This window comes from Lysinibacillus sp. YS11, assembly GCF_002896375.1.
Taxonomy (GTDB): domain Bacteria; phylum Bacillota; class Bacilli; order Bacillales_A; family Planococcaceae; genus Lysinibacillus; species Lysinibacillus capsici.
Genome location: NZ_CP026007.1, coordinates 2,094,264 through 2,120,172 on the forward strand (window position 1 = coordinate 2,094,264; position 25,909 = coordinate 2,120,172).

At 41.1% G+C, this 25,909-nt stretch carries 26 protein-coding genes, 1 pseudogene and 2 riboswitches; of the genes and pseudogenes, 24 read left to right on the plus strand and 3 right to left on the minus strand.

The genetic code is table 11. The annotated features are described in order from the left end of the window. The first annotated feature begins 15 nt into the window (after nucleotides 1-15). The 19 genes and pseudogenes from LBYS11_RS10325 to LBYS11_RS10415 all read left to right on the plus strand — a co-directional run bounded on the left by LBYS11_RS10325 (nucleotide 16) and on the right by LBYS11_RS10415 (nucleotide 16,171). The gene (locus LBYS11_RS10325; protein WP_048394494.1) at nucleotides 16-993 is read left to right on the plus strand and encodes a thymidylate synthase; all 978 of its coding nucleotides are present in this window, start codon (nucleotides 16-18) and stop codon (nucleotides 991-993) included. 148 nt (nucleotides 994-1,141) lie between these two features. Continuing rightward, on the plus strand, nucleotides 1,142-1,363 hold the full coding sequence (locus LBYS11_RS10330) for a hypothetical protein (protein ID WP_233732688.1): 222 nt from the start codon (nucleotides 1,142-1,144) through the stop codon (nucleotides 1,361-1,363). A 45-nt stretch (nucleotides 1,364-1,408) separates the two neighbouring features. Beyond that, the gene (locus LBYS11_RS10335; RefSeq protein ID WP_036080672.1) at nucleotides 1,409-1,615 is read left to right on the plus strand and encodes a hypothetical protein; all 207 of its coding nucleotides are present in this window, start codon (nucleotides 1,409-1,411) and stop codon (nucleotides 1,613-1,615) included. Between the two features lie 105 nt (nucleotides 1,616-1,720). Further along, a pseudogene (locus tag LBYS11_RS10340) lies at nucleotides 1,721-2,133 on the plus strand (Rrf2 family transcriptional regulator). A gap of 70 nt (nucleotides 2,134-2,203) precedes the next feature. Continuing rightward, the gene (locus tag LBYS11_RS10345) at nucleotides 2,204-2,833 is read left to right on the plus strand and encodes an NAD(P)-dependent oxidoreductase (protein WP_103118058.1); all 630 of its coding nucleotides are present in this window, start codon (nucleotides 2,204-2,206) and stop codon (nucleotides 2,831-2,833) included. Nucleotides 2,834-2,988: 155 nt separating this feature from the next. Continuing rightward, a complete protein-coding gene (gene aspA, locus LBYS11_RS10350; RefSeq protein ID WP_004230240.1) occupies nucleotides 2,989-4,407 on the plus strand; it encodes an aspartate ammonia-lyase in 1,419 nt (472 codons plus the stop codon). A gap of 159 nt (nucleotides 4,408-4,566) precedes the next feature. Next, nucleotides 4,567-5,811: a methyl-accepting chemotaxis protein gene (locus LBYS11_RS10355; RefSeq protein ID WP_048394485.1), complete on the plus strand. Its 1,245-nt coding sequence runs from the start codon at nucleotides 4,567-4,569 to the stop codon at nucleotides 5,809-5,811. A gap of 468 nt (nucleotides 5,812-6,279) precedes the next feature. Next, a complete protein-coding gene (gene ureA / locus LBYS11_RS10360) occupies nucleotides 6,280-6,582 on the plus strand; it encodes an urease subunit gamma (RefSeq protein WP_036080666.1) in 303 nt (100 codons plus the stop codon). Between the two features lie 15 nt (nucleotides 6,583-6,597). Further along, complete coding sequence (locus tag LBYS11_RS10365; RefSeq protein ID WP_054549253.1) at nucleotides 6,598-6,966, plus strand: urease subunit beta; 369 nt, start codon at nucleotides 6,598-6,600, stop codon at nucleotides 6,964-6,966. Further along, entirely contained in the window at nucleotides 6,963-8,678 is a 1,716-nt protein-coding gene (ureC, locus tag LBYS11_RS10370) for an urease subunit alpha (RefSeq protein ID WP_036080661.1), read from the plus strand. The genes LBYS11_RS10365 and ureC overlap by 4 nt, the downstream gene beginning before the upstream one ends. A 53-nt stretch (nucleotides 8,679-8,731) precedes the next feature. Continuing rightward, nucleotides 8,732-9,178 (plus strand): urease accessory protein UreE, encoded by a 447-nt coding sequence (locus LBYS11_RS10375; RefSeq protein ID WP_103118059.1) that lies wholly within the window; start codon nucleotides 8,732-8,734, stop codon nucleotides 9,176-9,178. Next, nucleotides 9,120-9,860, plus strand: a complete 741-nt coding sequence (locus LBYS11_RS10380) for an urease accessory protein UreF (RefSeq protein WP_233732693.1) — start codon at nucleotides 9,120-9,122, stop codon at nucleotides 9,858-9,860. The genes LBYS11_RS10375 and LBYS11_RS10380 overlap by 59 nt, the downstream gene beginning before the upstream one ends. A gap of 17 nt (nucleotides 9,861-9,877) precedes the next feature. Further along, complete coding sequence (ureG, locus tag LBYS11_RS10385; RefSeq protein WP_103118061.1) at nucleotides 9,878-10,507, plus strand: urease accessory protein UreG; 630 nt, start codon at nucleotides 9,878-9,880, stop codon at nucleotides 10,505-10,507. Then, entirely contained in the window at nucleotides 10,500-11,306 is an 807-nt protein-coding gene (locus tag LBYS11_RS10390; RefSeq protein ID WP_103118062.1) for an urease accessory protein UreD, read from the plus strand. The genes ureG and LBYS11_RS10390 overlap by 8 nt, the downstream gene beginning before the upstream one ends. 28 nt (nucleotides 11,307-11,334) lie before the next feature. Next, entirely contained in the window at nucleotides 11,335-12,921 is a 1,587-nt protein-coding gene (locus LBYS11_RS10395; RefSeq protein WP_233732696.1) for an ABC transporter substrate-binding protein, read from the plus strand. Continuing rightward, nucleotides 12,911-13,879 carry an ABC transporter permease gene (locus tag LBYS11_RS10400; RefSeq protein ID WP_103118063.1) on the plus strand — a complete coding sequence of 323 codons (969 nt, stop codon included), beginning with the start codon at nucleotides 12,911-12,913 and terminating at the stop codon, nucleotides 13,877-13,879. The genes LBYS11_RS10395 and LBYS11_RS10400 overlap by 11 nt, the downstream gene beginning before the upstream one ends. Continuing rightward, entirely contained in the window at nucleotides 13,876-14,688 is an 813-nt protein-coding gene (locus tag LBYS11_RS10405; RefSeq protein ID WP_054549248.1) for an ABC transporter permease, read from the plus strand. Before LBYS11_RS10400 ends, LBYS11_RS10405 begins: the two co-directional genes overlap by 4 nt. Continuing rightward, nucleotides 14,681-15,430, plus strand: a complete 750-nt coding sequence (locus tag LBYS11_RS10410) for an ATP-binding cassette domain-containing protein (protein ID WP_103118064.1) — start codon at nucleotides 14,681-14,683, stop codon at nucleotides 15,428-15,430. Before LBYS11_RS10405 ends, LBYS11_RS10410 begins: the two co-directional genes overlap by 8 nt. Nucleotides 15,431-15,436: 6 nt before the next feature. Further along, nucleotides 15,437-16,171 (plus strand): ABC transporter ATP-binding protein, encoded by a 735-nt coding sequence (locus LBYS11_RS10415; protein ID WP_233732699.1) that lies wholly within the window; start codon nucleotides 15,437-15,439, stop codon nucleotides 16,169-16,171. A gap of 36 nt (nucleotides 16,172-16,207) precedes the next feature. Here LBYS11_RS10415 and LBYS11_RS10420 read toward each other — a convergent pair whose 3' ends face one another. Continuing rightward, a complete protein-coding gene (locus LBYS11_RS10420) occupies nucleotides 16,208-16,597 on the minus strand; it encodes a YhfM domain-containing protein (protein ID WP_233732778.1) in 390 nt (129 codons plus the stop codon). Between the two features lie 110 nt (nucleotides 16,598-16,707). Between LBYS11_RS10420 and LBYS11_RS10425 the strand changes: the two genes are divergently transcribed. After that, nucleotides 16,708-17,088, plus strand: coding sequence for a PH domain-containing protein (locus tag LBYS11_RS10425; protein ID WP_048395723.1), 381 nt, complete (start codon nucleotides 16,708-16,710; stop codon nucleotides 17,086-17,088). 163 nt (nucleotides 17,089-17,251) lie between these two features. Here the strand turns inward: LBYS11_RS10425 and LBYS11_RS10430 are convergent, their stop codons facing one another. Continuing rightward, nucleotides 17,252-18,019: a GNAT family N-acetyltransferase gene (locus LBYS11_RS10430; protein WP_048395722.1), complete on the minus strand. Its 768-nt coding sequence runs from the start codon at nucleotides 18,017-18,019 to the stop codon at nucleotides 17,252-17,254. 211 nt (nucleotides 18,020-18,230) lie between these two features. Then, nucleotides 18,231-18,415: riboswitch (cobalamin riboswitch) on the plus strand. 225 nt (nucleotides 18,416-18,640) lie between these two features. On the opposite strand from LBYS11_RS10430, the gene LBYS11_RS10435 reads away from it, so the two are divergent. Further along, nucleotides 18,641-19,396 (plus strand): hypothetical protein, encoded by a 756-nt coding sequence (locus tag LBYS11_RS10435; protein ID WP_048395717.1) that lies wholly within the window; start codon nucleotides 18,641-18,643, stop codon nucleotides 19,394-19,396. Between the two features lie 116 nt (nucleotides 19,397-19,512). Here the strand turns inward: LBYS11_RS10435 and LBYS11_RS10440 are convergent, their stop codons facing one another. Next, the gene (locus LBYS11_RS10440) at nucleotides 19,513-21,450 is read right to left on the minus strand and encodes an elongation factor G (protein ID WP_103118067.1); all 1,938 of its coding nucleotides are present in this window, start codon (nucleotides 21,448-21,450) and stop codon (nucleotides 19,513-19,515) included. Nucleotides 21,451-21,632: 182 nt separating this feature from the next. After that, a riboswitch (cobalamin riboswitch) is annotated at nucleotides 21,633-21,820 on the plus strand. 162 nt (nucleotides 21,821-21,982) lie between these two features. Here LBYS11_RS10440 and LBYS11_RS10445 point away from each other — a divergent pair. The 3 genes from LBYS11_RS10445 to LBYS11_RS10455 are packed head-to-tail and all read left to right on the plus strand — an operon-like array spanning nucleotide 21,983 to nucleotide 25,763. Beyond that, nucleotides 21,983-22,975 (plus strand): ABC transporter substrate-binding protein, encoded by a 993-nt coding sequence (locus LBYS11_RS10445; protein WP_103118068.1) that lies wholly within the window; start codon nucleotides 21,983-21,985, stop codon nucleotides 22,973-22,975. A 51-nt stretch (nucleotides 22,976-23,026) separates the two neighbouring features. Beyond that, a complete protein-coding gene (locus tag LBYS11_RS10450; RefSeq protein ID WP_103118069.1) occupies nucleotides 23,027-23,719 on the plus strand; it encodes a precorrin-3B methylase in 693 nt (230 codons plus the stop codon). 55 nt (nucleotides 23,720-23,774) lie between these two features. Then, nucleotides 23,775-25,763 (plus strand): S9 family peptidase, encoded by a 1,989-nt coding sequence (locus tag LBYS11_RS10455; RefSeq protein WP_103118070.1) that lies wholly within the window; start codon nucleotides 23,775-23,777, stop codon nucleotides 25,761-25,763. Nucleotides 25,764-25,909: the final 146 nt, after the last annotated feature.

Consider the following 25,909-nt stretch of genomic DNA (forward strand, 5'->3'; position numbering starts at 1 on the left):
AGCTGTTGAAGAAAAATGACGCATCCAGAATTCGCGTACTTAAATTTACTACAACATATATTAGAAAATGGCACAAAGAAAGAGGATCGAACGGGGACAGGTACATACAGTGTCTTTGGGTATCAAATGCGTTTTGATTTAAGCAAAGGTTTTCCTCTTCTAACGACAAAGCGTGTGCCCTTTAAGCTTGTAGCAAGTGAATTATTATGGTTCATTAAAGGGGATACCAATATCCGTTACCTATTGCAGCATAATAACCACATCTGGGATGAATGGGCATTTAAAAAATGGGTGGAATCTAATGAGTATAAAGGTCCTGATATGACAGATTTTGGTCGACGCTGTTTAGTAGACGAGTCATTTAACGCATTGTATCAAAAAGAACTTGCCTCATTTTGTGAACGTGTCTTAACAGATGATGACTTTGCACAGCAATATGGAGATCTCGGAAATGTCTATGGCAAACAATGGCGCCATTGGACAACCTCTGATGGCGATAGCCTTGATCAGCTACAGGATGTCATTCATCAGATTAAGCATCAACCTGATTCACGCCGTATCATTGTCAATGCATGGAATCCTGAGGATGTCATTAATGCGGGCGCAAAGGGCAGTAAAGCTGCATTACCACCGTGCCATGTGATGTTCCAATTTTATGTAGCAAATGGTAAATTAAGCTGCCAGTTAATGCAAAGAAGCCTTGATACATTATTAGGCTGTCCATTCAATATTGCGTCTTACGCCTTATTAACACATTTGATCGCACATGAGTGTGGCCTAGAGGTTGGCGAATTTATTCATAGCATTGGGGATGCACATATTTATGCAAACCATGTGGAGCAAGTGAAAGAACAGCTATCACGTGAGCCAAGAAACCTACCAACATTGCACATCAATCCAAATAAAGCATCCATCTTTGATATAGAGCTTGAGGATTTATCGATTGAAGGATATGATCCACATCCTGCGATTAAAGCACCAATTGCCGTATAATGCTAACAGCAGCCATTTTGGTTGCTGTTTTTTTCAAACAAAGATCTAGGTCTAACTATTTGTTTTACGTAATAGGCAATTAGTTGGATGACTGGATGAAAAGAATTTGATTATAGTTATTATGGTATAATTAGCATTATTTGGTATAATGGGAATAGTCCATTATATTGTAGGGGTGATAGTTGTGAAAAATACAATGGTACTTCTAGTAGATGAATATGATCGACAGCAAAGCAAGCCAGAACAAAGCATGGGTTCTGTGCAACATGCATATTCTTGTAACAAGATCGAATTGTCGCAGCAGCAAATTCAAGAAATGATGCAAATCATCGAAGAGATTCGTTTGAAAGGTTATAAAGATACACTATAAATGTAAGCGCCTCCTAAGCTATAATGGCTATGGAGGTGTTTTTTTATGAACGTTATTTTTATCGATTCTTATTCTGGGGAAGAGCTGCTACATATGGTGTCACAAGATGTAGCAGGCATTTTGGCAGCAGCGCAAGGAGAAAGTGTGACATTTCCTGTAGGTCACTTTAAATATGAATTTCATAATTTAGATTTTTATGAGGACAACGGTCAAATACGACAGGAATTAGTCATTTACGTAAAAAAAATATAAGCGATACATTAGCAACAGCATAACGGGGCACAATATATACAGGTGACAGGGCTTGACTTTTTTCTGCACCTGTAACTATAATAGTTACAACAGGTGGTGATACATATGGTGAACAGTCGATTTTCGGTGGCGATCCATATTCTTTCGCTCATTGCTACAACCTCTGATAAAAGTATCCTTACGTCCGATTTTATAGCTGGTAGTGTGAATACCAATCCAGTAGTTGTAAGAAGAATGATTGGTGTGCTAAAAAAGCTGGCTTACTTTCTTCTCATTCTGGCATGGCTGGCTATGAGCTATTAGTAGAGCCAAAGGATTTAACACTGCTAGCGATTTATCAGGCAATTGATGGGCCAGAGCAGCTATTTGCCATTCATGATGAGCCCAATCCAGCGTGTGCAGTAGGTCAAAAAATCAAGCATACATTAGAGGGTGTCTATACAACTGTGTGGCTGGCAATGGAAGAGCAATTACAAGCACAGACGCTACAGGATGTGCTAGATCAGCTTCGTACTTAGACGGAGATGGTCTTCTTGTATCTAACCTGTAACTAAAATGGTTACAACTAAACCTTAGGAGGAATAAATCATGAAAATTGCCGTAATTGGTGCAACAGGAAAAGCTGGACAAAAAATAGTAGAGGAAGCGGTACAACGTGGTCATGAGGTCACAGCCATCGTTCGTTCAGCAGCAAAAGTGACAGCTGCTATTCCAGTAATTGAAAAAGATGTGTTTGATGTGACGCAAGATGATGTAAAAGGCTTCGATGTCATTGTCAATGCATTCGGTGCTCCAGCTGGACAAGAAGATTTACATGTCAAAGCTGGTCGTCATTTGATCTCGATTTTCCAAGGTATTCCTACAAAATTAGTGGTTGTAGGGGGAGCGGGCAGTCTATTTGTGGACCCAGAGAAAAAAGTACGTGTGATGGATACACCAGATTTCCCAGCCATGTATTTAGCAACAGCGCAAAATCAAGGACAAAACCTACAGGATTTACAACAATCATCCATTACTTGGACATTTATTAGTCCATCTGCATTTTTCGATCCAGAAGGACCACGTACAGGTCACTATACAGCAGGAGTCGACCACTTATTAGTAAATGAGGCGGGGGAAAGCTATGTCAGCTATGCCGATTACGCAGTGGCTGTCGTCGATGAATTAGAAAACCCTCAGCACGTTAATAGCCGTTTCACAGTAACGTCAAATAAATAATAAAATGCAACCGAGCGTAGGAAATGCGCTCGGTTTTTTGTGATTTTTTTGCTTTTTTGAAGGATTTTTTTCGTTTACAGAAAAATGACTGTTTACAATACGACTTTTATTAGCTACTATCAAGTGTGAGTATTACATAAAAGGAGACGACAATAATGTCAACACAAAGAATAGAAAAAGATTTTTTAGGTGAGCGCGTATTACCAGCAGAGGCGTATTACGGAATTCAAACACTACGTGCTACGGAAAACTTCCCAATTACAGGCTACACAATTCACTCTTCACTTATTAAAGCAATGGGGATTGTGAAGAAGGCAGCTGCATTAAGTAATATGGAAGTACACCTATTATCAAAAGAAATTGGTGAGGCAATTGTCGAAGCAGCGCAAGAAGTGATTGATGGCAAATGGGATGCTGAATTTATTGTAGACCCAATTCAAGGTGGTGCAGGTACATCCATCAATATGAATGCCAATGAAGTCATCGCTAACCGTGCCCTAGAAATTTTAGGGAAAGAAAAAGGTGACTATCACACAGTAAGCCCAAACAGTCATGTCAATATGTCACAATCAACAAATGATGCTTTCCCAACAGCTATTCATATCGCTGTGTTAAATTTAATAGATGAATTATTAGTAACGATGGATTATATGCAATCCGTTTTCCATCAAAAAGCAGAGCAATTTGCTCATGTCATTAAAATGGGACGTACGCATTTACAGGATGCCGTGCCAATCCGCTTAGGACAAGAGTTTGAAGCTTATTGCCGCGTGATCAACCGTGACATCGTACGCATTCGTCAAACTCGCCCGAATTTATATGATGTGAACATGGGTGCAACGGCTGTTGGAACAGGCTTAAATGCCTTCCCAGACTACATTAAATCTGTTGATGAGCATCTTGCTGAAATTTCTGGTTTACCATTAAAAGGTGCAACGCATTTAGTGGATGCAACACAAAATACAGATGCCTACACAGAAGTATCAGGCGCTTTAAAAATCTGTATGATTAATATGTCTAAAATTGCTAATGACTTGCGTTTAATGGCTTCTGGTCCTCGCGCAGGCTTAGGAGAAATCCTGTTACCAGCTCGTCAACCAGGTTCTTCAATTATGCCAGGTAAAGTTAACCCAGTTATGCCTGAGGTGCTGAATCAAGTAGCCTTCCAAGTAATTGGGAATGACCATACAATTTCTCTAGCATCGGAAGCTGGTCAATTAGAATTAAACGTAATGGAGCCTGTATTAGTGTTCAACCTAATCCAATCGATTAGCATTATGAATAATGTATTCCGTGCGTTTACAGAAAACTGCTTAAAAGATATTGAAGCAAATGAAGAGCGCATGAAAGAATATGTAGAAAAAAGTGTAGGCGTGCTAACAGCAGTTAACCCTCACATCGGTTATGAAGTAGCTGCTCGTCTAGCACGTGAAGCTATTTTAACAGGTCGTTCAATTCGTGAGCTTTGCATTGAAGAAGGCGTCCTCACAAAAGAACAATTAGACTTGATTTTAGATCCATATGAAATGACACACCCAGGTATTGCGGGTTCTAGTATCATGAAATTAAAATAAAACGAGCAATTATGGACTGTAGACATGCCCTAAAAGGCTGTCTATAGTCTTTTTTTGTAGACCTTTTCTCATATAAAATAGAGCGTATCCTTATGTATTTTAGGATTATTCAACTATAATAATGGTATGGAAGACATATTTTAGTTGGGGGAATTTGTAATGAGTTTACGAAAAAAGAGTTTACTTGGCTTTTCCGTTTTAAATGTTTTAATGATCGTTATTTTATTTATCGATTTAGCCAATGTAACGACATTAGATTGGTTTTCTACCGTGTTAACGATTGTAGGCATCGCTATTACACTATCTTACACAGTGTATGTCCACTACAAAGTGATACAGCCTATCAAACAAATCACAGAGGCTGCACAAGGAATTACGGCAGGTCAATTAGATACCGTTGTCATTGAGGTTCGTGATAATGGTGAAATTTCTCAACTAGCACAATCCTTTTTAGAGATGCAGGAACAATTACGAACAATGACACAAAAAATTGCGCACAGCTCTACAGATTTATCAGCAAGCATCGAAGAATTATCTGCGAGTACGAATGAAATTACACTTGCTGTGGAAGAAGTAGATCAACAAATGGAGAAGACGTCAGAGGGCTTGAAGCAAGCAGCACAATCGGCTAATGATAGTGCTAAATCTATGCAAGAAACCGTTGATGGCATTGAGCGAATTACAGTAGCCACACAAGATGTGTTTGTGCATGCGAAAGATGCTAGCGAGATAGCAGGAAATGGTGCAAATATTTTACATGTGGCAAAAGAGCAAATGCAATTTATTTCCTCTTCAACAGAAAAAACAAGTGGATTGATGCAGCAATTATCCCTTAAAATGTCAGATATTAAATCAATGACAGATATGATTACTACCATTACAGATCAAACAAATCTACTAGCATTAAATGCGGCCATAGAAGCAGCACGCGCTGGGGAGCATGGTAAAGGCTTCGCCGTTGTAGCTGAAGAAGTGCGTCAATTAGCAGAACAATCAAAGCACTCTGCTACGCAAATTGTGGATTTAGTTGTAGGAATAGAAAGTGATACAAAACAAGTAGCCTCATCAGTAGAAGATGATTTGAAAAATGTTCAACAAGGAGTGTATGTCATTGACGAAGCGACAAAATCATTTGGCACAATTTCACAGCATGTTAGTCAGATGACAAGTCAGCTGGAGGATATTTCGACGACAGCTGAGCAGCTTTCAAGTAGCGCCAATGAAGTGGCATCCACTGTGACAACCATCGCAGCTGGCATGGGCAAGCTATCGAATTATACAGAAGCTGTTTTACATTCAATGGATGAGCAAACAGCCTCAATGCAAGCAGTTAATCATGTCACACAGGATTTAAGTGTCCAAGCGGATAACTTACAAAAGTTAACAAATCAATTTCATGTCTAGGTAAGAAATTGATATTTTCAAGATTTTTTAGCCCTGAAATAACTATCACATATTAATAATTTTATAAGTTTTTTAGTATAATTTTTATCTTCCTGTCACACATTCGAGAAGAGGCTTTTTTACAGACGACCAATTTTCTGTAAAATATGCCTCTTTTTTTATTATTTATTTCGTAAACTTGTAAATTAACAGATAAATAAAAATGTTGAATTTTCTAATCGAGTTTCTTATAATGGACTAGCTGTTACCTCTATTACTCACTTCAACTATTGCAACCCGCACTCGCCGGGTCAACAAGTCATTTCTATTTCTCTTCGCATATCCCTTGCGAAATTATAATTTGTAAGACAACAACTAAATGTAACTAAAACTGAATCGTAAGACCATTACAAAAAATTGAAAGGAAGTCATGCCTCGAAAAAATATTATTGAAAGATAATTCTGAATAAAAGAAAGAGAGAGATTGGATTGAAGCTATCACCAGTTGAACAAGAAAAATTACTCCTCCATGTGGCAGGAGAACTTGCGCTGAAAAGAAAAGCTCGGGGCTTAAAGCTGAATTATCCAGAAGCTGTCGCTCTAATTAGCAGTTTTATTATGGAAGGTGCTCGAGATGGTAAAACGGTAGCACAGCTTATGAGTGATGCCAAGCATGTACTGACAGCGGAAGATGTGATGGAAGGTGTCGGGGACATGATTTCAGATGTGCAGGTTGAATGTACATTCCCAGATGGGACGAAACTGGTCACAGTTCACCGTCCAATTCAGTAAAAGGGGTGTTTGTGAATGATTCCTGGAGAAATTCGACCGAAAAGCGGAAAGATTGAGATCAATGTGGGTCGAGCGACGAAAAAGGTATTGGTGGCGAACACAGGTGACCGCCCGATACAAGTAGGTTCCCATTTTCATTTTATTGAGGTTAATAGATTTCTAGCGTTTAATCGACAAGATGCGATTGGTATGCACCTCAATATTCCATCAGGAACAGCCGTGCGTTTTGAACCTGGGGAAGAAAAAGAGGTGGAGCTTGTCGAATTTGGTGGTAAACAACATGTCTTTGGCTTAAATATGCTAACAGAGGGCTCTACCCACCATAAGGACGAAATTTTGGACAAGGCAATTGAAGGTGGCTTTAAAGGAGCGGAAGAAAAATGAAGGTAACACATGAAGCTTACGCAAAAATGTTTGGTCCCACTGTTGGTGATAAAGTCCGTTTAGCCGATACGGATTTATGGATTGAAATTGAGAAGGACTATACTTCATACGGTGATGAGGGGGTCTTTGGTGGTGGTAAATCACTACGTGTCTCAATGGGGCAAAATGGTAAAAATACACGTAATGAAGGTGTGCTGGATACAGTTATTACCAATGTTATGATTATCGACTATACAGGGATTGTAAAAGCAGATATCGGTATCAAAGATGGTCGTATTATCGGTATAGGGAAAGCAGGCAATCCGAACAGTATGGATGGTGTGGACCAGGATATGATCATAGGTGTGGGAACAGAGGTTTATGCAGGCGAAGGGCTTATTGCAACAGCAGGAGCAATCGACACGCATATCCATTTCATCAGCCCTGATCAGGTGGAAACAGCATTATTAGCAGGGACAACGACATTTATAGGCGGTGGAACAGGTCCAGCAGCAGGCTCAAAAGCGACAAGCTTAACGGCTGGTGAATGGCATCTGCATCGCATGCTACAGGCTGTAGAGGGATTCCCCATCAATGTTGGTTTGCTTGGAAAGGGTAGTGCATCTGATCCTGCGCCTATTATCGAGCAGGTTCGTGCAGGTGCGATCGGGTTGAAAATACATGAGGACTGGGGTGCCACACCAGCTGCACTCGATCAAAGTCTATCGGTGGCAGATGAATATGATATTCAAGTTGCCCTCCACTCCGATACATTGAATGAAGCAGGGTTTGTAGAAGATACAATCAATGCGATTGATGGCCGTGTCATTCATATTTTCCATACGGAAGGTGCGGGTGGCGGTCATGCTCCAGACCAATTAGTGATGGCATCCTTACCTAATATTTTGCCAGCATCGACGAATCCTACGAAACCGTTTACGACAAACACGATTGATGAGCATTTAGATATGCTGATGGTTTGTCACCATCTAAAGCATGATGTACCAGAGGATGTGGCATTTGCAGATTCACGCATACGCCCAGAAACAATTGCAGCAGAAGATATTATGCAGGATTTAGGGATTTTGAGCATCATGTCTTCCGATTCACAAGCGATGGGACGTGTTGGTGAGGTCACAATCCGAACGTTCCAAACAGCAGACAAAATGAAAAAACAGCGTGGTCCATTACCACAGGATGAAGGCAAGGATCACGATAATTATCGCGTTAAGCGTTATATAGCAAAACTAAATATTAACCCAGCTATTGCCCATGGCATAAGCCATGAAGTAGGCTCGCTGGAAGAAGGTAAATTAGCGGATATTGTCTTATGGGACCCAGCGTTCTTTGGGGTGAAGGCGGAAGTTGTCATTAAGGCTGGTATTGCTGTGTATGGCATAACAGGTGATCCAAATGCTTCCATTCCTACACCACAGCCAATGAAAGGCCGTCGAACATATGGCTTCTACGGTCAAGGGCCACAGCATTGCGGCATGACATTTTTACCGAAAATTGCTGTGGAAGAAGGCTTGCCAGAAAAATTAGGCCTAAAACGAATGATTGGCACGGTTTCAAATTGCCGAAATATTCGTAAAGCTGACATGAAGCTTAATAATGCCACTCCGCAGATTGATGTTAATCCAGAAACCTATGAAGTGAAAATTGATGGGGAGCTAGCAACATGTGAGCCAGTGGATGTACTTCCAATGGCACAACGCTATTTCTTATTCTAAGCACATGATATGAGTGTAACAGCGAATACAAAGAAAAAGAGGAGCTAAACCATATGTTAATAGAAAAAATTATTGGCAATATAGCGAATGAAGAAGAACATCCACAAAAGGCAACGGAATGGATTGAGCTAGAGTGGGAGGAATTAAGCAAACGCATTCTTCGCACAGCAACGGATCAAGGAACAGATATCGCTATACGTATAGAGGGTGAAGAGCCTCTACAATATGGTGACCTATTATTCGAGGATGAGCAACGACGAATTGCAATTCGTACAAAATTGGAGCCAGTTATCGTCATTACACCAAAAGATATGTATGAAATGGGGAAAGCTGCCTTTGAATTGGGCAACCGTCATACTCCTAGCTTGATTGCAAACAATGAAATCATCGTACGAGCAGATCATACGATTAATCCATTATTAGATGAAATTGGGGTGCACTATGAAACAACTGAACGACGCTTCAAGCAACCGTTCAAATACCGTGGACACGCTCACTAATTTATCCTTATTACAATTATTGCAAATTCATGACTCCGCATTTCCAATCGGTTCCTATACACATTCCTATGGTATGGAAACGTATATTCAGGAAGATATCATTCGCACAAAGGAACAATTAGTTGAGTTTTGTCAGGTCTATTTATTTCACAATGTAGTTTACGGTGATGCAATTCTTATACAAGAGGCATTCCATGCAGCTAAAAGACGAGATGTTGCTCATCTTATTGAGCTCGACCAACTTTGTGGGGCAATGAAGCTAGCGAAAGAATCTAGAGATACTAGTGTCAATGTAGGGAAGCAATTTATGCGAACAGTAGCCCCTCTAATGGAGAGCCCTTTTTTATTGCAATGGAAAGAGAAGATTGACCATGAAGAAGTAAAAGGCCATTATGCAGTTCTCTATGGGATTTATTGTGAAGCACTAGGTGTGAACGTTTTTCATGCAATTATGACCTTTATGTACGCATCAATTAGTGGTTTAGTGCAAAATGCTGTCCGTGCTGTACCGTTTGGTCAAAATACAGGTGTGCAAGCATTACATGAGCTATTAGCCTCTGTGGAGGAAGCAGCCGAAACGGTGTTGACGTTAACAATGGATGATCTAGCCAATAATGCACTAGGTATTGAACTGGCGTCCATGAAGCATGAGTTTTTATTTTCGAGATTATTTATTTCATAGAAAGCGAGAGGATATACATGAAACCAGTACGTATTGGTATCGGTGGGCCTGTTGGATCAGGCAAAACATCTTTAGTCGATCAATTAACACGGGTAATGCATGAACACTACAACGTAGCTGTCATTACCAACGATATTTATACAAGAGAAGATGCGCAGTATTTAATCACAAACGGTGTGTTAGCAGAGGAGCGAATTATTGGAGTAGAAACAGGTGGTTGTCCACATACAGCCATTCGAGAGGATGCCTCGATGAATTTTGCTGCGATTGATGATTTGAATAAAAGCTTTCCAGATTTAGATATTATATTTATTGAAAGCGGTGGCGATAATCTATCGGCAACATTTAGTCCTGAGCTCGTGCATGGCTATATTTATGTCATTGATGTGGCAGAAGGACAGGACATCCCACGTAAGGGTGGTCCAGCGCTAACACGTTCAGATTTATTGCTAATTAATAAAACTTCGCTAGCTCCTCATGTTGGGGTTGATCTGGAGCTCATGGATCAGGACGTGAAAAAAATGCGTAGTGGACGTCCATATATTTTTGCGGATGTTCGCTCCCAAACAAATGTAGATAAGGTGGTTGAATGGATTCAGCACCATTTGTTACTTGAAGGTGCCGAAGCAGTTGAAGAAGATGTTTAACCCTAGCAAAGTTAATCATTTTGGCAAATTAGAGATGGCCTTTGAACCGAGACGGGGCTATACACGACTTGTTCATGTGTACCAGCAACCCCCATTAAAGGCTAGTCGTGAACTATACGAAGGCAATCATCCAGCAGCCACCGTTTTTATCATGGAATCCTCAGGAGGCATGGTTGCAGGAGATCGCAATGAAATTACGGTTACACTAGCGCCAGATAGTCAGGTGAAGTTAAAGCAACAATCAGCATTAAAAATTTACCCTTCTCACAATGGTGAGTTTTGTACACAAGCTATAACGGTTGAACTTGCAGAGCAGGCGAGATTAGAATGGCTCCCTGAAGTGACGATTCCATTTGAACGAGCAAAATTTCAGGTACATACAACCATTCGTATGAAGGAAAGCTCGACATTGGTCTGGGGAGAAATTGTTGCTCCAGGTAGAGAAATGCGAGGAGAAATCTTTGACTATCAAACATTCCAAGCCAAATACAAGATCTATGTAGAGGATACTTTGATAGCTTATGACTCGTTGCAGTTTAAGCCGCAGGAGATGAATTTTGCCAAAATCGGCTTGCTTGAAAAGGCACGCTATATTGGTTCTTTGTGGATTGTCTCTCCATCGGTTAACAATCTTCAAATAAGGGATTTACAGGATCAAATCCAACAGGAAAAGTCCCTTCAGGCGAGTGTGACAAAATTGACAGATCAAGCCATTCATTGTAGATGGCTTGCCAAGGAGCAACGAACACTTCACAAAGAAATAAACCGCATGTTCGAGTACATCGCAGCATTGCTGTAATTTCTGTTGTGATAAAGGAGATAGTAAATTGAAAAAGTTTTCCGTATTGATACTTTTGATGGTGCTAGCGGTAGTTTTTGTGGGCTGCTCGTCTAATCAAGGAGGAGAGAAACAACCGACAGCTACATCATCTGCCCAGGCAAATGAGCTTGTTTTTGCCTCAGAGTCTGAGTTTGCAGGCTTAAATCCTCTTTTGGAGGAAACCAATTTAGATGCCTTTTTATTTAGAGGTCTGATGCGCTTTGATGAGCATAATGTACCCATCAATGATATTGCTCAAAGTATTAAAATATCAGATGACCAGATGACTTATACCATTTCGATTCACAGGGATGTAACCTTCCATGATGGGCATCCATTAACGGTGGACGATATTATGTTTACCATTAACAGTATTTTGGATGATGCAAACGGTTCTTATTTAAAGTCTGATTTTAGCCATGTTGTGTCAATGGAAAAGGTCAATGACATGACGATGACTATCCAATTAGACGAGCCATTTACACCGCTATTAGACAAATTAACGGTGCCAATTTTACCAAAGCATGCCTTTGAGGGGCAAGAGATGAGAACCGCTACATTTAACCAGCAGCCAATCGGTGCGGGTCCGTATATGTTTGAACAATGGGACAAAGGGACAAGCCTGACACTAAAGGCATATCCATCTTTCTTTGGCACAAAAGCTTCTATCGAGAAAGTAATTTTTAAATTTATCCCCGATAGTAATGTGCGTGCGCTCCAGCTAAAATCGGGTGAGGTCGATATAGCGTTACTAGACCCGAATCAGGTAGAGGAGCTATCGAAGGTTGAGCATTTAAAGCTATACGAGGTGGAATCAGCAGATTATCGTGGTGTTCTCTTTAATATGAAGTATCCTATTTGGCAAGACGTTGCTGTTCGCAAGGCCATTAGCTATGGGACAGATCGTGCAGGTATTGTCAAAGGCATTTTACATGGATACGGTACAGAAGCATACTCACCGCTACAAAAGCATGCCTTTGTAAACGCCAACATTGAGCATTATAAATATGACCTTGATAAAGCAAACGAGCTACTCGACCAAGCGGGCTGGCAACTAGCTGAGGATGGTTTCCGCTATAAGAATGATCAAAAATTAGCATTTACTATTACGGCACCTATTACTGACACAGTGCGTGTGAACATGGCTAATTATGTGGCAGAAGGCTATAAAGAGATTGGGGCAGATGTGCAAGTAGCTGCACTCGATTGGAGCAATATTGTCATTGAAGAAACAGAAGCCTTTATGGTTGGCTGGGGAAGCCCATATGATGCTGACCATCATACGTATAGTCTCTTCCATTCTGGTGAATCCAGTCTCACAAGTGCTGGCTACAATTACGGTAGCTATAACAATCCGAAAGTGGATGCCTTGCTAGAGGAGGGGCGTACAACCGTTGATCCTGAAAAACGTAAGGAAGTCTATGGGGCATTACAGGAGGAGCTAGCACAAGATCCACCATTCGCCTACTTTGCCTATGTGGATGCTGTGTATGGTATTAATCAGCAGATTAGTGGCGTCAAAGAGCGCATTTTAGGTCATCATGGGGCAGGCTTCCTCTGGAATGTCGAGGAGTGGAAATGGCATGATCGCTAAATGGATCGGGAAGCGCGTGATAATGGGGACAATTGTCCTCATTATCGTGAGCTTCCTCTCTTTTTTCCTGATGCATGCGGCACCTGGTAATCCAGCTGCAGCGTATTATGGTGGCAATGCCCAAACGTTATCGACAGCGGAGAAAGAACGCATTGAAACAGCTTTTGGTCTGGATCAACCGATACTCTATCAATATGGTGTGTGGCTCCGTGAAGCGATGCAAGGAAATTTAGGCTACTCGGCAAAAGAAGGCAGACCAGTAGCGACAATTATACAAGAACGTTTACCAAATACATTACAGCTCGTTGTTGGAACTTTAGGCATCGTAGCCATTGCCTCAACATGGCTCGGCTTACAGGCAGGCATGAAGGAGGGTTCGTTATTAGATCGCGGACTTTCCTTTGTAAGTATTGCTAGCTCAGCCATTCCTCCATTTTGGCTTGGCATTTTATTCATCATGGTGTTCTCTGTACAACTAGGCTGGTTTCCTTCATCGGGGATGAAGGATGTACGAGGGGATGGCGGCCTTGTGGACCGACTACACCATATGGTTCTTCCATTATCGGTCCTTGTACTGGCACATGTCGGGGTATTCGCACGTTTTTTACAGGAAAATGTGAAGGCAGAGAAGCATCGTTATTATGTAGAGGTGGCACGTGCCAACGGAGTACCAGAGCGAGCTATTCGTAAGATGATTTTACGCAATGCCATTATTCCATATATCAATTATGTCGGTGTGACCATCCCATCATTTTTTGGAGGATCCATCGTGGTTGAAACATTATTTGGCTGGTCAGGCTTAGGTCAGCTTTTAGTGAAAGCAGTGATGGTAAAGGACTTTCCTGTGCTGATGGGTGCCATTTTAATCACTGGCGTAGTAGTCGTTATCTGTTTATTTGTGATTGATGTCCTCATGATTTGTCTCAATCCCCGCTTAAGAAGAGGGGGAATCGTATGAGAAAAGAGCAAAAAATGCTCATCTTTTGGCTAGTGATTCTTGGTCTTTTAGTAGGCTTCACCCTATTCTCCTCATGGTTAGTGCCTTTTGAGCCAAACGCGATGGATATGAATCATATTTATGAAGCACCTAATGGAACACACCTCCTTGGCACAGATCAGCTAGGTAGAGATGTTCTTTCCCGCCTACTCGTTGGTGGTAGAGTGACCCTTTTTATCGCTACGTTATCGGTTGTTCTATCCAGCATAATTGGCATTATCTATGGCGGTATAAGTGGCTATTTCGGTGGAGCTATTGATGCAGTGATGATGCGTATACTAGAGGCATTTTTAACAATTCCATCTTTAGTGATTGTGCTAGCTCTTCAAGCGATTATGCAAGGAAGTGTATGGCGCATGGCAATGATTATGGGGTGCACAGGCTGGTTTGTCACTGCCCGTATCGTGCGCTCTGAATTTATCCGGTTGAAGGAATTAGAGTTTATCCACATGGCGAAGATGTTCCGCACTCCGCTGTGGAAGATTCTTTTTCGTCATCTATTGCGTAATAGTCTTCCCGCCATTTTTGTCGTGACGATATTTAATTTTGCTGGTGCTATTTTTACGGAAGTATCCTTAAGCTTTTTAGGTATCGGTGTTCCACCGTCCATTCCATCGTGGGGGACGATGCTCTATACGGCACAAAATGATTTACTTGTCGGGGCTTGGTGGATGGGCCTTTTTCCTGGGATGTTCATTTTCGTAACGATTTTATGCGTGCAAGCTATTGGTAGTAGATTTAAGCAGAGAGGGGGACAGACACATGTTTAAAATGGAGCATGTTACTGTTCGAATAAACGAAAAATTTATATTGAACGATCTCTCGTTTACGGTGCCAAAAGGTCAGATTACCGTGATGATAGGTGAAAGCGGTAGTGGAAAAAGCACCATGCTCTCTGCCATTCTAGGCATGCTTCCAGCGCAAGCAACAGTTGAAGGCTCAATCTTTTTTAATGGAAGAAATATAGTGGAATTAGCAAAACAGGATCAAGCTGTACTACGCCAAAGGCACTTCTTTACGATTTTTCAAGATGCTGCTAATAGCTTTTCGCCAACGCAAAAAATGAAACAGCAATTGTATGGATTAACTGCCTTACGGATGGGGCAGACAAAGGCAGTATTTCTAGCTAAAATGAAGCATATTGTACAGGATTTACATTTACCAGCAGATGTGTTGGAGCGCTATCCCTTCGAGCTTTCAGGAGGGATGCTACAACGCTGTATGCTTGCCTGTGCTCTCTATCTGGCGCCAGCTGTTTTATTAGCGGATGAACCAACCTCTTCCTTAGATATGCTGCATCAACAGGAATTTATTCAACAATTGAAAAGGCTTCATACACAGCTAGAAACAACCGTACTCTTAATTACCCATGATTTAGATGTAGCTGCTTCCATCGCAGATTTTATCCTCGTCATGAAAAATGGAGAAATTGTGGAGCGAGGGCGAGTAACAGAAATCTTTGAGCAGCCTAAGCATCCATACACTAGGCAGCTAGTTGCGCATCATTTTTAGGAGGAGGTGTGGGCTTTGTTACTTCAGGTTCACAATATTTGTAAAAGCTATCGAAAGGGACGCCCAATATTAAATCATATTCATCTTACTGTAGGAAAAGGGGAAATAGTCGGCTTAGTAGGAGAAAGTGGCAGTGGCAAAAGCACATTGGCCAAAGTAATTATGCAGCTAGAAGCTCCTGAAAAAGGGGCAGTATACTTTCAACAGCAACCAATAACCAAGCATCGTCGCGCAGCTTTTTATGACAGCTGCCAGATTATTTTTCAAAATGCAACAGCCGCTTTAAATCCCGTGTGGACTGTAAGGGACCTATTAAGAGAGCCGCTTCAGCATAAGCAACCTATAACGGACACCTATTTACAGACCATGCTGGAGAAGGTCAAGCTACCCACAGATATCTTACATGCCTTGCCCTCTGAGCTAAGTGGCGGAGAAAAACAGCGAGTTAATTTATTACGATCCCTTTTGGTCGAGCCACAATTAATCGTATGTGATGAAATTATTTCAAGCCTAGATCGCTTGATTCAACGAGAAATCGTTGATTTATTAAAGACCTTGAATAAAGAAAGGGCAATGGCCATTCTCTTTATCTCTCATGACTTAAAGGCTGTTTCCTATTTATGCGATCGCATTTATGTGATGAAGGCTGGAACCATTGTTGATGAGAGCAACAAAGAGAATAACGGCTTTACCTTCACGGACAGCTATGCAAAAATGCTGTTTCAGGCAATGGATCATTGATTTGGCAAAACACTTCCTTGAATGGGAAGTGTTTTTTTATGAGTGAACTAGCGCAGCTAATTTTTCAGTGAACTCCTCAGATATTGTGTAGATCGTATGCGTATCCTTGACATGCATCAAACTACTGTTTTGCCCTTTATCACCTAACCAAAGATGATAGCCATATTTGTTTCCTGCCTTGTCCACTATTTGTACATCATATTCTGGCGAAGCCATATTGACAACACCCTCGTTTTTGACTGTTGTTGCAATGGCTTGTTGGAATAGTGTAAGTGATTCTTCATCCGTATATTCTTTAAAAAAATCAGTGTTCACCTTGTTAAATTTAGCACCAATAGAAATGCTGACCTTAGCTAATTCATCATCTGGTTTTTCATTACATCCTAGTAAAACAACGGCTAGTAGAGACACTAAGGCAGCTATCATTATTCGCAACCACTCACCCCTTTTATAGGCTAAATAATACCACCATTTCCTGTCGTAGCTCTCACTTCTTTGTAATACATTAAATAAACGAGAGCGAAAGGGGACAGATAGTGGGCTTATTTGATGGATTGATCGGCAATGCAAGCGAGGTGAATTTAGAAAAACTACAGGAGGAGGTCCATAATTTATTAATTCCAAACGAGACAGTCAAGAACGCCTATAAAATTATTAGAGACACGTTTATTTTTACCAATAAACGATTAATCCTCATTGATAAGCAAGGAGTGACTGGCAAGAAAACAGAGTATCATTCCATTCCCTATAAAAATATCGTTCATTTTTCAGTCGAAACAGCTGGAACATTTGATTTAGATGCAGAGCTTAAAATATGGGTGTCTGGCAGTCCATTACCGATTCAAAAAAACTTCAATAAGGCGACAAATATTTATAAGGTGCAAAGCGTCTTAGCACAGTATGTTTTGGGGACGTAATGAAGGTGCTAATAGTACATGTGCACAACCAAAAGCCCGCAGATTTGCGAGGCTTTTTTGTCGTGCCGGGAAGGGGTCGGTGTAACGGATTTTAAGTCGGCTTCATGATTACGGTAAGCTCGAAAATACTGTCAAGTGTAAATAAGAGCGCCTTGCCGAGACCTTATTCAAATACAATCATTTCTCCGACTTCTTTAAACCCGAAGCGTTTATAAATATTTTTTCCATCCTCTGATGCCTGTAAGACTACGGGCTTTTGCTTATTGATTGTTTGACTGAGTAGGAATTGAAACATCTCACTGCCATAGCCGTTGCCCCTATACGCATCTTTTGTCATCACATCATAAATCCCATAGCTATGTTTACTGTCGATTAATAATCCCGTAGCGATAGGTACTTCCTTTATACAACCAATAAACATGCGAGCATTTGATGCTAGTTTTTCCTGTGAGAATTGATGAAAGTAAATTTCTAATGCATCTCTTTCTGCTGTTTCTCCAAATAAACTTAGAAAAACTTCCTTATATTGTAGAAGCTCTTCCTTGTTACTTACTTCTGTGATGGTAAGATAATTGGAAATTCGTGGACCTGTGTGAAGTGTATGGTCAAGCTTCATCATCATATTTCGTTCAGCTTCCTGTAAATTGCAGTCTTTTATCAGCTGTAGCCAATCATCGCTTAGATAGTTGGCATCCACCCACGTACTGAAGGGAAGTTTATTCACAATGAAATGATTAATCCTTTGTTTAAGATGATTTTCCTTATGAATTATAGGCGATTTCGCTACTAACAAATTAAATGTATCAGTTGGAATATTCGTATTGGCTATGACAAAATGAGCTTCCTCTATAATTTGTCCAGAAACGGCTCGAGTAAATAGTTTCATTTTTTCCTCTAAATTACTCGTCACTAATTGTTGACTTGTTTTCATATTTTTCATCCTTCCACTATTAGAAGTACACTATCTTTCATTATAAAGTCAATGAAAGATAAAAAATACGCAGTTCACCTTTTTTATATCCCCCTCTAACTTTATTAGTAGTTTGGAAAATATTGTGATATTTGACTTTGGAAAAACACTACTTTACAATTGATTTTAGTAATCTAATAGGAATGTGCTTATACTCATTCCTATGACAACTGAATAGCGTGTAGTAAGAGGTGTAAATTGCGTGCAATTTGCTTAAAAGGGAAGTCGGTGCGAATCCGACACTGTCCCGCAACTGTAAATGTGAGCGACTTTTCAGTATCCACTGTCTTTGGACGGGAAGGAGAAAAGAAGCGATGATCATGAGTCAGGATACCTGCCTGTTACGAGTACACACCATAAACCTACGAGGAATAGGAGGTGGCATGTTGACAAAACAGAATGCTCTGTTCGTCACAGTACGTCAAACGCCCATAGTAAATGAAAGGGTTCATAATCGAACTCGTTCACACATACTTAGGGTTTGTTTGGCATTGTGTGATGAAAGAAGATAAAATGAAGGATTTCCTCAAAAGTAGGGAGTCCTTTTTGTTTTGAAAATATGTACGCAAAGGGGATGCACGTATGACAAATATTCATGTAACGACAACGTTGGAAACGCCTTATGAAGATCTGAACATTTGTAAGCAACCACGAACAGAAGTTGCCAAGAAAGCGAAAACAAGAATGGTGGTCGAGTCTCTGATCGATCAATTATTAGCAACGAAGCTGATTCGCAATGATCGCTTCTTTGAGCAAATCTTATATAATAAAGAAATTATTTGGATACAAAATGGGGATGTGGACGGTCATCTTTTAGCGAAAGCAGCCATAGCAGATGAACTAAAAACAAAGACGAATAGTTTTATGATGTACATGCCGACCAATCCGATTGTCTATGAGGTCAACGGAGAAGCGTATCACTTAATTACGCGCATTGATTCTACACGCGCAAAGCCCAACCTTGACCGTCTATCATTGGAGCCAAAGCCTGTTTTAAGTGCCGCTCGTGTCAATGACTTATTATGCTCGATTGTCATGCGCTTTTACGAAACATATTTATATGATTTAGCATCTCATCATGACAAACTCATTGCATTTGTGCAGCAGGAATATGCCCAATTTATTGAAGCGGTGCAAGCGTTAAATGATTATCATTTCAACTGGCATCCACGTGGCAACGGTCACGAGCTTTTACTGCAATTAATTGATCATCTACAACTATTAAAAAGTCAACCTGGTAAGGTACTAATTGATTTTACGAACAAGCATGACTATGTAATAGTTGAACCCGCATATTTGTTGGACAATCCAACAAAGAAAGCTGTCGGTGCACTATAAAAACAAGCCCTCCATTTTTTGGAGGGCTTGTAATATCTTATGGTAGGGTAGAGATATATTGATGCCCAAGAAAGAAATACCCGCGGATTACCCGAAGCGAGCAGGCTCATCCCACCCTACAGGCAATGCATGGCTGCCTGTGCTTCTTGCCATGGAACCGAATATCCTTTGCCCTTAGCACAAAAGATACTAGAGGAACTATACTCAGGGTCGGCATTTTTATCGTAGCCAATCTGTGCAATCACATCCTCTGTATTATGGCACACATCATAGCCATCAAATTGGAGTGTGAGTGCACCTTTCCCATTTGTATAGGCGGCAAAGGTTGTGCTGTAGCTCATTAAAGTGGCAACAGGTGCACGACCTGTTAGGATAACATCCGTTTCGGATAAAATCGGGTCATCGAACGTGCCAGCTGCTTGCTGAATATCAGTCATCATACGACCGATAAAGTCATTTGAAGCTTTCATTTTAAAGCGATAATAGGGTTCAAGTAGGACATTTTGTGCCTGCTCCAGCCCCTGACGCAGGGCACGGAAACTGGCTTCACGGAAATCTCCCCCCGATGTATGTTCATTGTGCCCGCGACCTGTTAGAAGTGTAAAATGAATATCTGTTACAGGGAAGCCTGTCAGTAGCCCATGATGGTCACGCTCAAACAGATGCTTTTCAACAAGGCGCTGATTGCCTACAGATAAATGATCGGCATGACAGGCATTGGTGAAGGTATTACCTGTTCCACGTGGATTTGGCTCCATTAATAAATGAACTTCTGCATAATGCTTGAGGGGCTCGAAATGACCATAGCCCGTTACGGTCGTCGCAATGGTTTCCATGTATAAAATTTGCGGCTCACCAAAGGAGACAGCTAATGAAAAACGCGTCATTAATACCTCTGTCAGGACCTCCAATTGAATAGCACCCATAATATGCACATGGATTTCCTGAAATTTTTCCTGCCAGACCACACGCAAGGACGGTTCTTCTGCTTCGAGTAAACGGAAAATCTGTAGCACTTCCTTGATATGCTGATCACCCTCATATTGAACCTTTGCCTGTAAGGTTGGGACAAGCTCATAGGGCTGTGATAGCATCGTTGTACCGATTCGATCCCCAATGTTTGCCTGGCTCAGTCCTTTGACAGCGAAAATTTCTCCTGCCTCTACCTGTTGAACGGTCTCAAAGCGACTGCCGTTATAAAGGCGAATTTCGGTCACTTTTTCTGTTACTTCGTCAAATGAAAATTCATCTCGTACATGCAACGAGCCCTTGGTTGCCTTCATAAAGGTTAAACGCTGGTGCCCATCATGACGAATCTTAAAAACCTCGCCCTCAAACGGGGCATCCTTGTCAAAATGGGTAGCCGTTAACAGCGGGAGCTGGTCAAGAAATTCCTGAATGCCCTCATCCTTTAAGGCCGAGCCAGCAAAGCAAGGGAAGGCACCTTCATTTTTAATCATTTCCTTTAATTGAGCAAGACACTGTTCATGCTCCAATGACTCATTTAGAAAGGCATCAAGCAATTTTTCGTCGCGCTCCGCCAGCCATTCCATGATATTATTTGATACATAGTCTGCTCGCAGTGGCTCATCGATGAACAATACATGCTGAGAGCAATCTTTGCGAAGCTGGCTGATGACAGCCTCCATATTGGCACCCTCACGATCCATTTTGTTGATAAAGAAGAAGGTAGGGACATGGTATTGACGTAAAAGTTGCCACACTGTTTCTGTATGGCCCTGTATCCCTTCGACAGCGCTAATGATAATAATGGCATAATCCATCACACGAATGGCACGCTCCATCTCAGGGGAGAAATCGACATGCCCTGGCGTATCAATCAATGTGTATGTATCATCGCCAATATTCATGCGCCCTTGCTCGGCAAATATCGTAATGCCTCGTCTGCGCTCTAGCTCATGATGATCAAGAAAGGTATCCTGATGATCAACACGCCCCCGTGCTTGAATACTATTTGTATGAAAAAGCACTTGCTCAGAGAAGGTCGTTTTTCCTGCATCCACGTGCGCAAGTACACCGATCGTTTTGTACATAAGAAATCCTCGTTTCTATAGAATGCTATCTTTTTATTGTAACAGAATACTAGCTTCTATATTTCTTGTAAAATAGTTCGTCTTTATGTCGAAATAGTGCTAATATAATGATGATTATACTTTTAGTGTCATACTACTGATTGCGCGATAAATTTTCTTCTGCTAGTCTATCAATAGTATTGACCATTATAGAACGTATTGGTGCAAATGGCATTTGTCATTTGCTTAAAAGGGAAATCGGTGCAATTCCGATGCTGTCCCGCAACTGTAAATGGGGAGTCTATACAGCATGCCACTGTAGTGAAACTATGGGAAGGCGTATAGATGATGAACCTAAGCCAGGATACCTGCCAGTATGTATTTTTTGACTAAGAACCACGAGGATGGGGATAGTGATGAAGGTAATGATACCGTTATTTCACTATGCTACTCTCTTGGCGACAAGAGGGTTTTTTTATGCCCTTCCAACTACCTTAGTAGTAAAGAAGTCTCTGATTTCTTTCTATATTTTAAAAGCAAAGGAGAAAAGGACATGAAGAAATGGAAAAGTATATGGCTGATGATGATCATTGCCTTGGTCGCTGTTTTAGGGGCTTGTAACGCAAAGGACAAAACGGAATCAGCTGCACAAGGTGAAAAGGTTGAGCCATCTGAGGCGGCAGCAGAAGTAACCATTAAAAATAATGACACAACTCAAACATATACGGAAGCACCAACAAAAGCGATTAGCTTAAATCAACATGTGACAGAAATTATGTTAGCACTTGGTTTAGAGGATTCTATGGTAGGGACAGCTTACTTAGATGATAAAATCTATGAACCACTGCAAGAGGCATACGATAAGGTCCCTGTTCTTTCCGATCAATACCCAACGAAGGAGCAAGTCATCGATGCCGAGGCAGATTTCCTATATGCTGGCTGGAAAAGTGGCTTTGGCGAAAAGGGTGTAGGCACACCAGAAGAGCTTGAAGAATTAGGCATCCATACGTATTTACATACGGCTTCCAACATGACAAAGCCAACCATAGAGGATATTTTCACTGATATTCGCAATATCGCGAAGATTTTCCGTATTGAGGATCGTGGCGAAGCTTTAATTGAGCAAATGACGAAAGATGTAGAGGCAGTACAAGCTAAATTACCAAAAGATAGCGAAAAATTACGTGTTCTTGTGTTTGATAGCGGTGAAAAGGATGTATTTACAGCTGGTCAAAACTTTATGAATGAGCTTGTGACAATCGCGGGTGGACAAAATATCTTTGGTGATGTGGAATCAGGCTGGACAACTGTGTCGAAGGAAGATGCAGTAGACCGCAACCCAGAGGTAGTTGTCGTGATTGATTACGGTGAAACAACGGCAGACCAAAAGATCCAATTCTTAAAAAATGATCCAGCCTTAAAGGAGATGGAAGCGGTCAAAAATGAGCGCTTTGTTATCCTGCCACTTTCAGCAGCGTCTGAAGGGGTTCGTGCGGCAGAGGCCATTGGAATTTTAGCAAAGGGCTTCTATCCTGAAAACTTTTAATTCATTCGAGCTAGCGTTTTGCTAGCTCCTTTTTTATAAGGAGCGATAAAAATGAACGCATTTCAAAAAAATGTACCAGATCAAACATTTGAAACACTGAACCGTCATGGTGAGTTTACCCGTCTAGCCGTTAGCCCTGGCATTATTAATAAGCATTATACTCCTGCACAATTCCAAAAAATAGCCGAAATTGCTGGCGAAAAGGGGGCGATAAAATATTCTGCTTCCTATAGTATACTCGTATCCATACCAACGTGCGATGCCACGGAAGCGGTGCAAGCCTTACAGGAAGCAGGTCTTTATGTTGCTCCCTCTGGTTCAATCATAGCCATGAAGGCCTGCGATTTTTGTGATGGGGAGAAAATGGAGGCTGCTCCGATAACCGAACAGCTCTATCATGCCATAGAGGGGATGAAGGTACCTGCAAGAGTGCGTGTCAATATTAATGGCTGTGCATCAGCTTGCTACAATGCAGTCTATGATGATATTGGACTCGTTTACCAACAAGAAAGCTTTGATGTCTATTTAGGGGCAGTACCGATGGGAGCAAAGGCACAGGCTGGCACGTTATTCGCTAAGAGGGTAGACGTCACACAAATTGAAGATTTTTTACTGCACCTGATAAACCTTTATAAGGAGCATGCTCGCCCAAATGAGCCCTTTTATAAATTTTATCGCAGAACAAAGTCAGCAGAATATTGGGAACTAGTAAAAAATTCAATAAATAGCAGGAATATTACTTAGGGTGTCGAAGTATTGTAGTAAGGCACAGAAAATTACAATACAAAGGAGCAAGAACATGACATCGAAACAAGGGATTCAACCAGAAGATCTTTATCACTTAAAATCATTAGCAGATCCACAGCTTTCACCAGATGGGACAGAGGTAGTTTATGTAGAGACTCGTATGGACGAGAAGAAAAATGACTATATATCGAATTTGTTTTACATAAACTTGAAGGACAAAACACCACAGCAATGGACATTTGGTGAAGATAGAACGAGTTCCCCTGTTTGGTCACCAGATGGCAGTCAAATTGCATTTTTGTCAACGAGAACAGGTAAGTCGCAAATTTATGTTCTTTCGAAAGCAGGTGGAGAGGCAAAACAGGTGACACATTGTAAAAATGGAGCGACCTCCCCTGTCTGGTCACCGTGTGGCAAGAAAATTGCTTTTTCAGTCGTGCTAGGGAAAGATGAAACCATCCTAGATAAAGCGGAGGATGAGAAGAAAAAGGACAAAGAACTAAAGCCACTAGAAATCGAGAAAATGAAACACAAATCGGATGCTGGTGGATTTATTGATATGGAGCAGTTTACCCATATTGCCATTGTCAATGTGGCATCAGGAGAGCTAGAACAAGTGACAGAAGGCAAAGAGTACTGCCATCTGGGTACTTGGTCGCCAGATGGCAAATACCTTACGTACTTAGCAGATAAAGCGGAGGATTTAGATTTCTCATTTAATGTGGATATCTATTTATTGGAGTTAGAATCTAAGCAGAGTCACAAGCTAACAGAAGGTTCGGGTGCATATTACCAAACAGCTTGGTCTCCGAATAGTCGCTATCTTTCTTTTGTAGGTGGAGAACGTGAATTTGAAAATGCCACACAAGCAAAGCTTTGGATTTATGACATGGAGCAAAAACTACTAAACTGTGTAACAAGTGAATTTGATGCGCCTGTTGGTGATTATGTCATCGGTGATTTCCTGCAAGGTGTAGCGTCACCACGTGTGCAATGGATGAATGATAATCATAGCTTCTACTTCCAAGTCACAGATCACGGCAATGCGGCGATTTATTACGGAAATGTAGATGGCGAAATTTACCCAGCTATCCATGATGATCAATATGTCTATGGCTTCTCACTTGATGCGCAAAACGATCAGGCTATTGCGGCTATTAGCACAACGACCAATCCAGGCGATCTGTTTTATGTGAACCTAAAAACAGGTGACAAAGAACAGTTGACGTCCATTAATGAAGATTTTTTAAAAACCAAAACATTAGCTGTTCCAGAGAGTATCGAATTTGAAGGTGCAGAAGGCTGGAAGGTCAATGGCTGGATTATGAGGCCAGTTGGCTATGAAGCAGGGAAGAAATATCCTCTCATTCTTGAAATCCATGGTGGTCCGCATGCTATGTATGGCAATACCTACTTTAATGAATTCCAAATCCTTGCTGCACAAGGCTTTGCAGTGCTTTATACTAATCCGCGTGGTAGTCATGGCTATGGCCAAAAATTTGTTGATGCAGTACGTGGCGATTATGGTGGTAATGATTATGCGGACTTAATGGCAGCGATAGACTACGCTCTGGAGCACTATGATTTTATTGATCAAGATCGTCTAGGTGTAACTGGTGGAAGCTACGGTGGTTTTATGACCAACTGGATTGTGGGCCATACAAATCGCTTTAAAGCAGCTGTGACGCAGCGCTCCATTTCGAACTGGATTAGCTTTGCTGGTGTCAGTGATATCGGCTATTACTTTACAGACTGGCAAATTCAAGCAGGACTCGATGATATAGAGAAGCTATGGCATCATTCGCCACTGAAGTATGTAGACAAAGTGGAGACACCATTATTGATTTTACATGGTGAAAAAGACTATCGTTGTCCAATTGAGCAGGCAGAGCAATTGTTTATCGCCTTAAAATATCATAAAAAACAAACAAAGTTCGTGCGTTTCCCTGAGGCGAATCATGAACTTTCAAGAAGTGGAAAACCCACATTACGAATTAATCGACTTGAATATATCCGTGATTGGTTTGTGAAATATCTATAATCGGGTGGCCTAAGAAGAGAACATCTTCTTAGGCTACTTTTAATAGAAAGGCTCTGTTTGTTTATAACGTTTCAATCTTTTGGAACCTTTATTGTAGAGGTACCGAACCTCCTTAGGTAGAATCAACTTTTCCTTACATAAAAAGA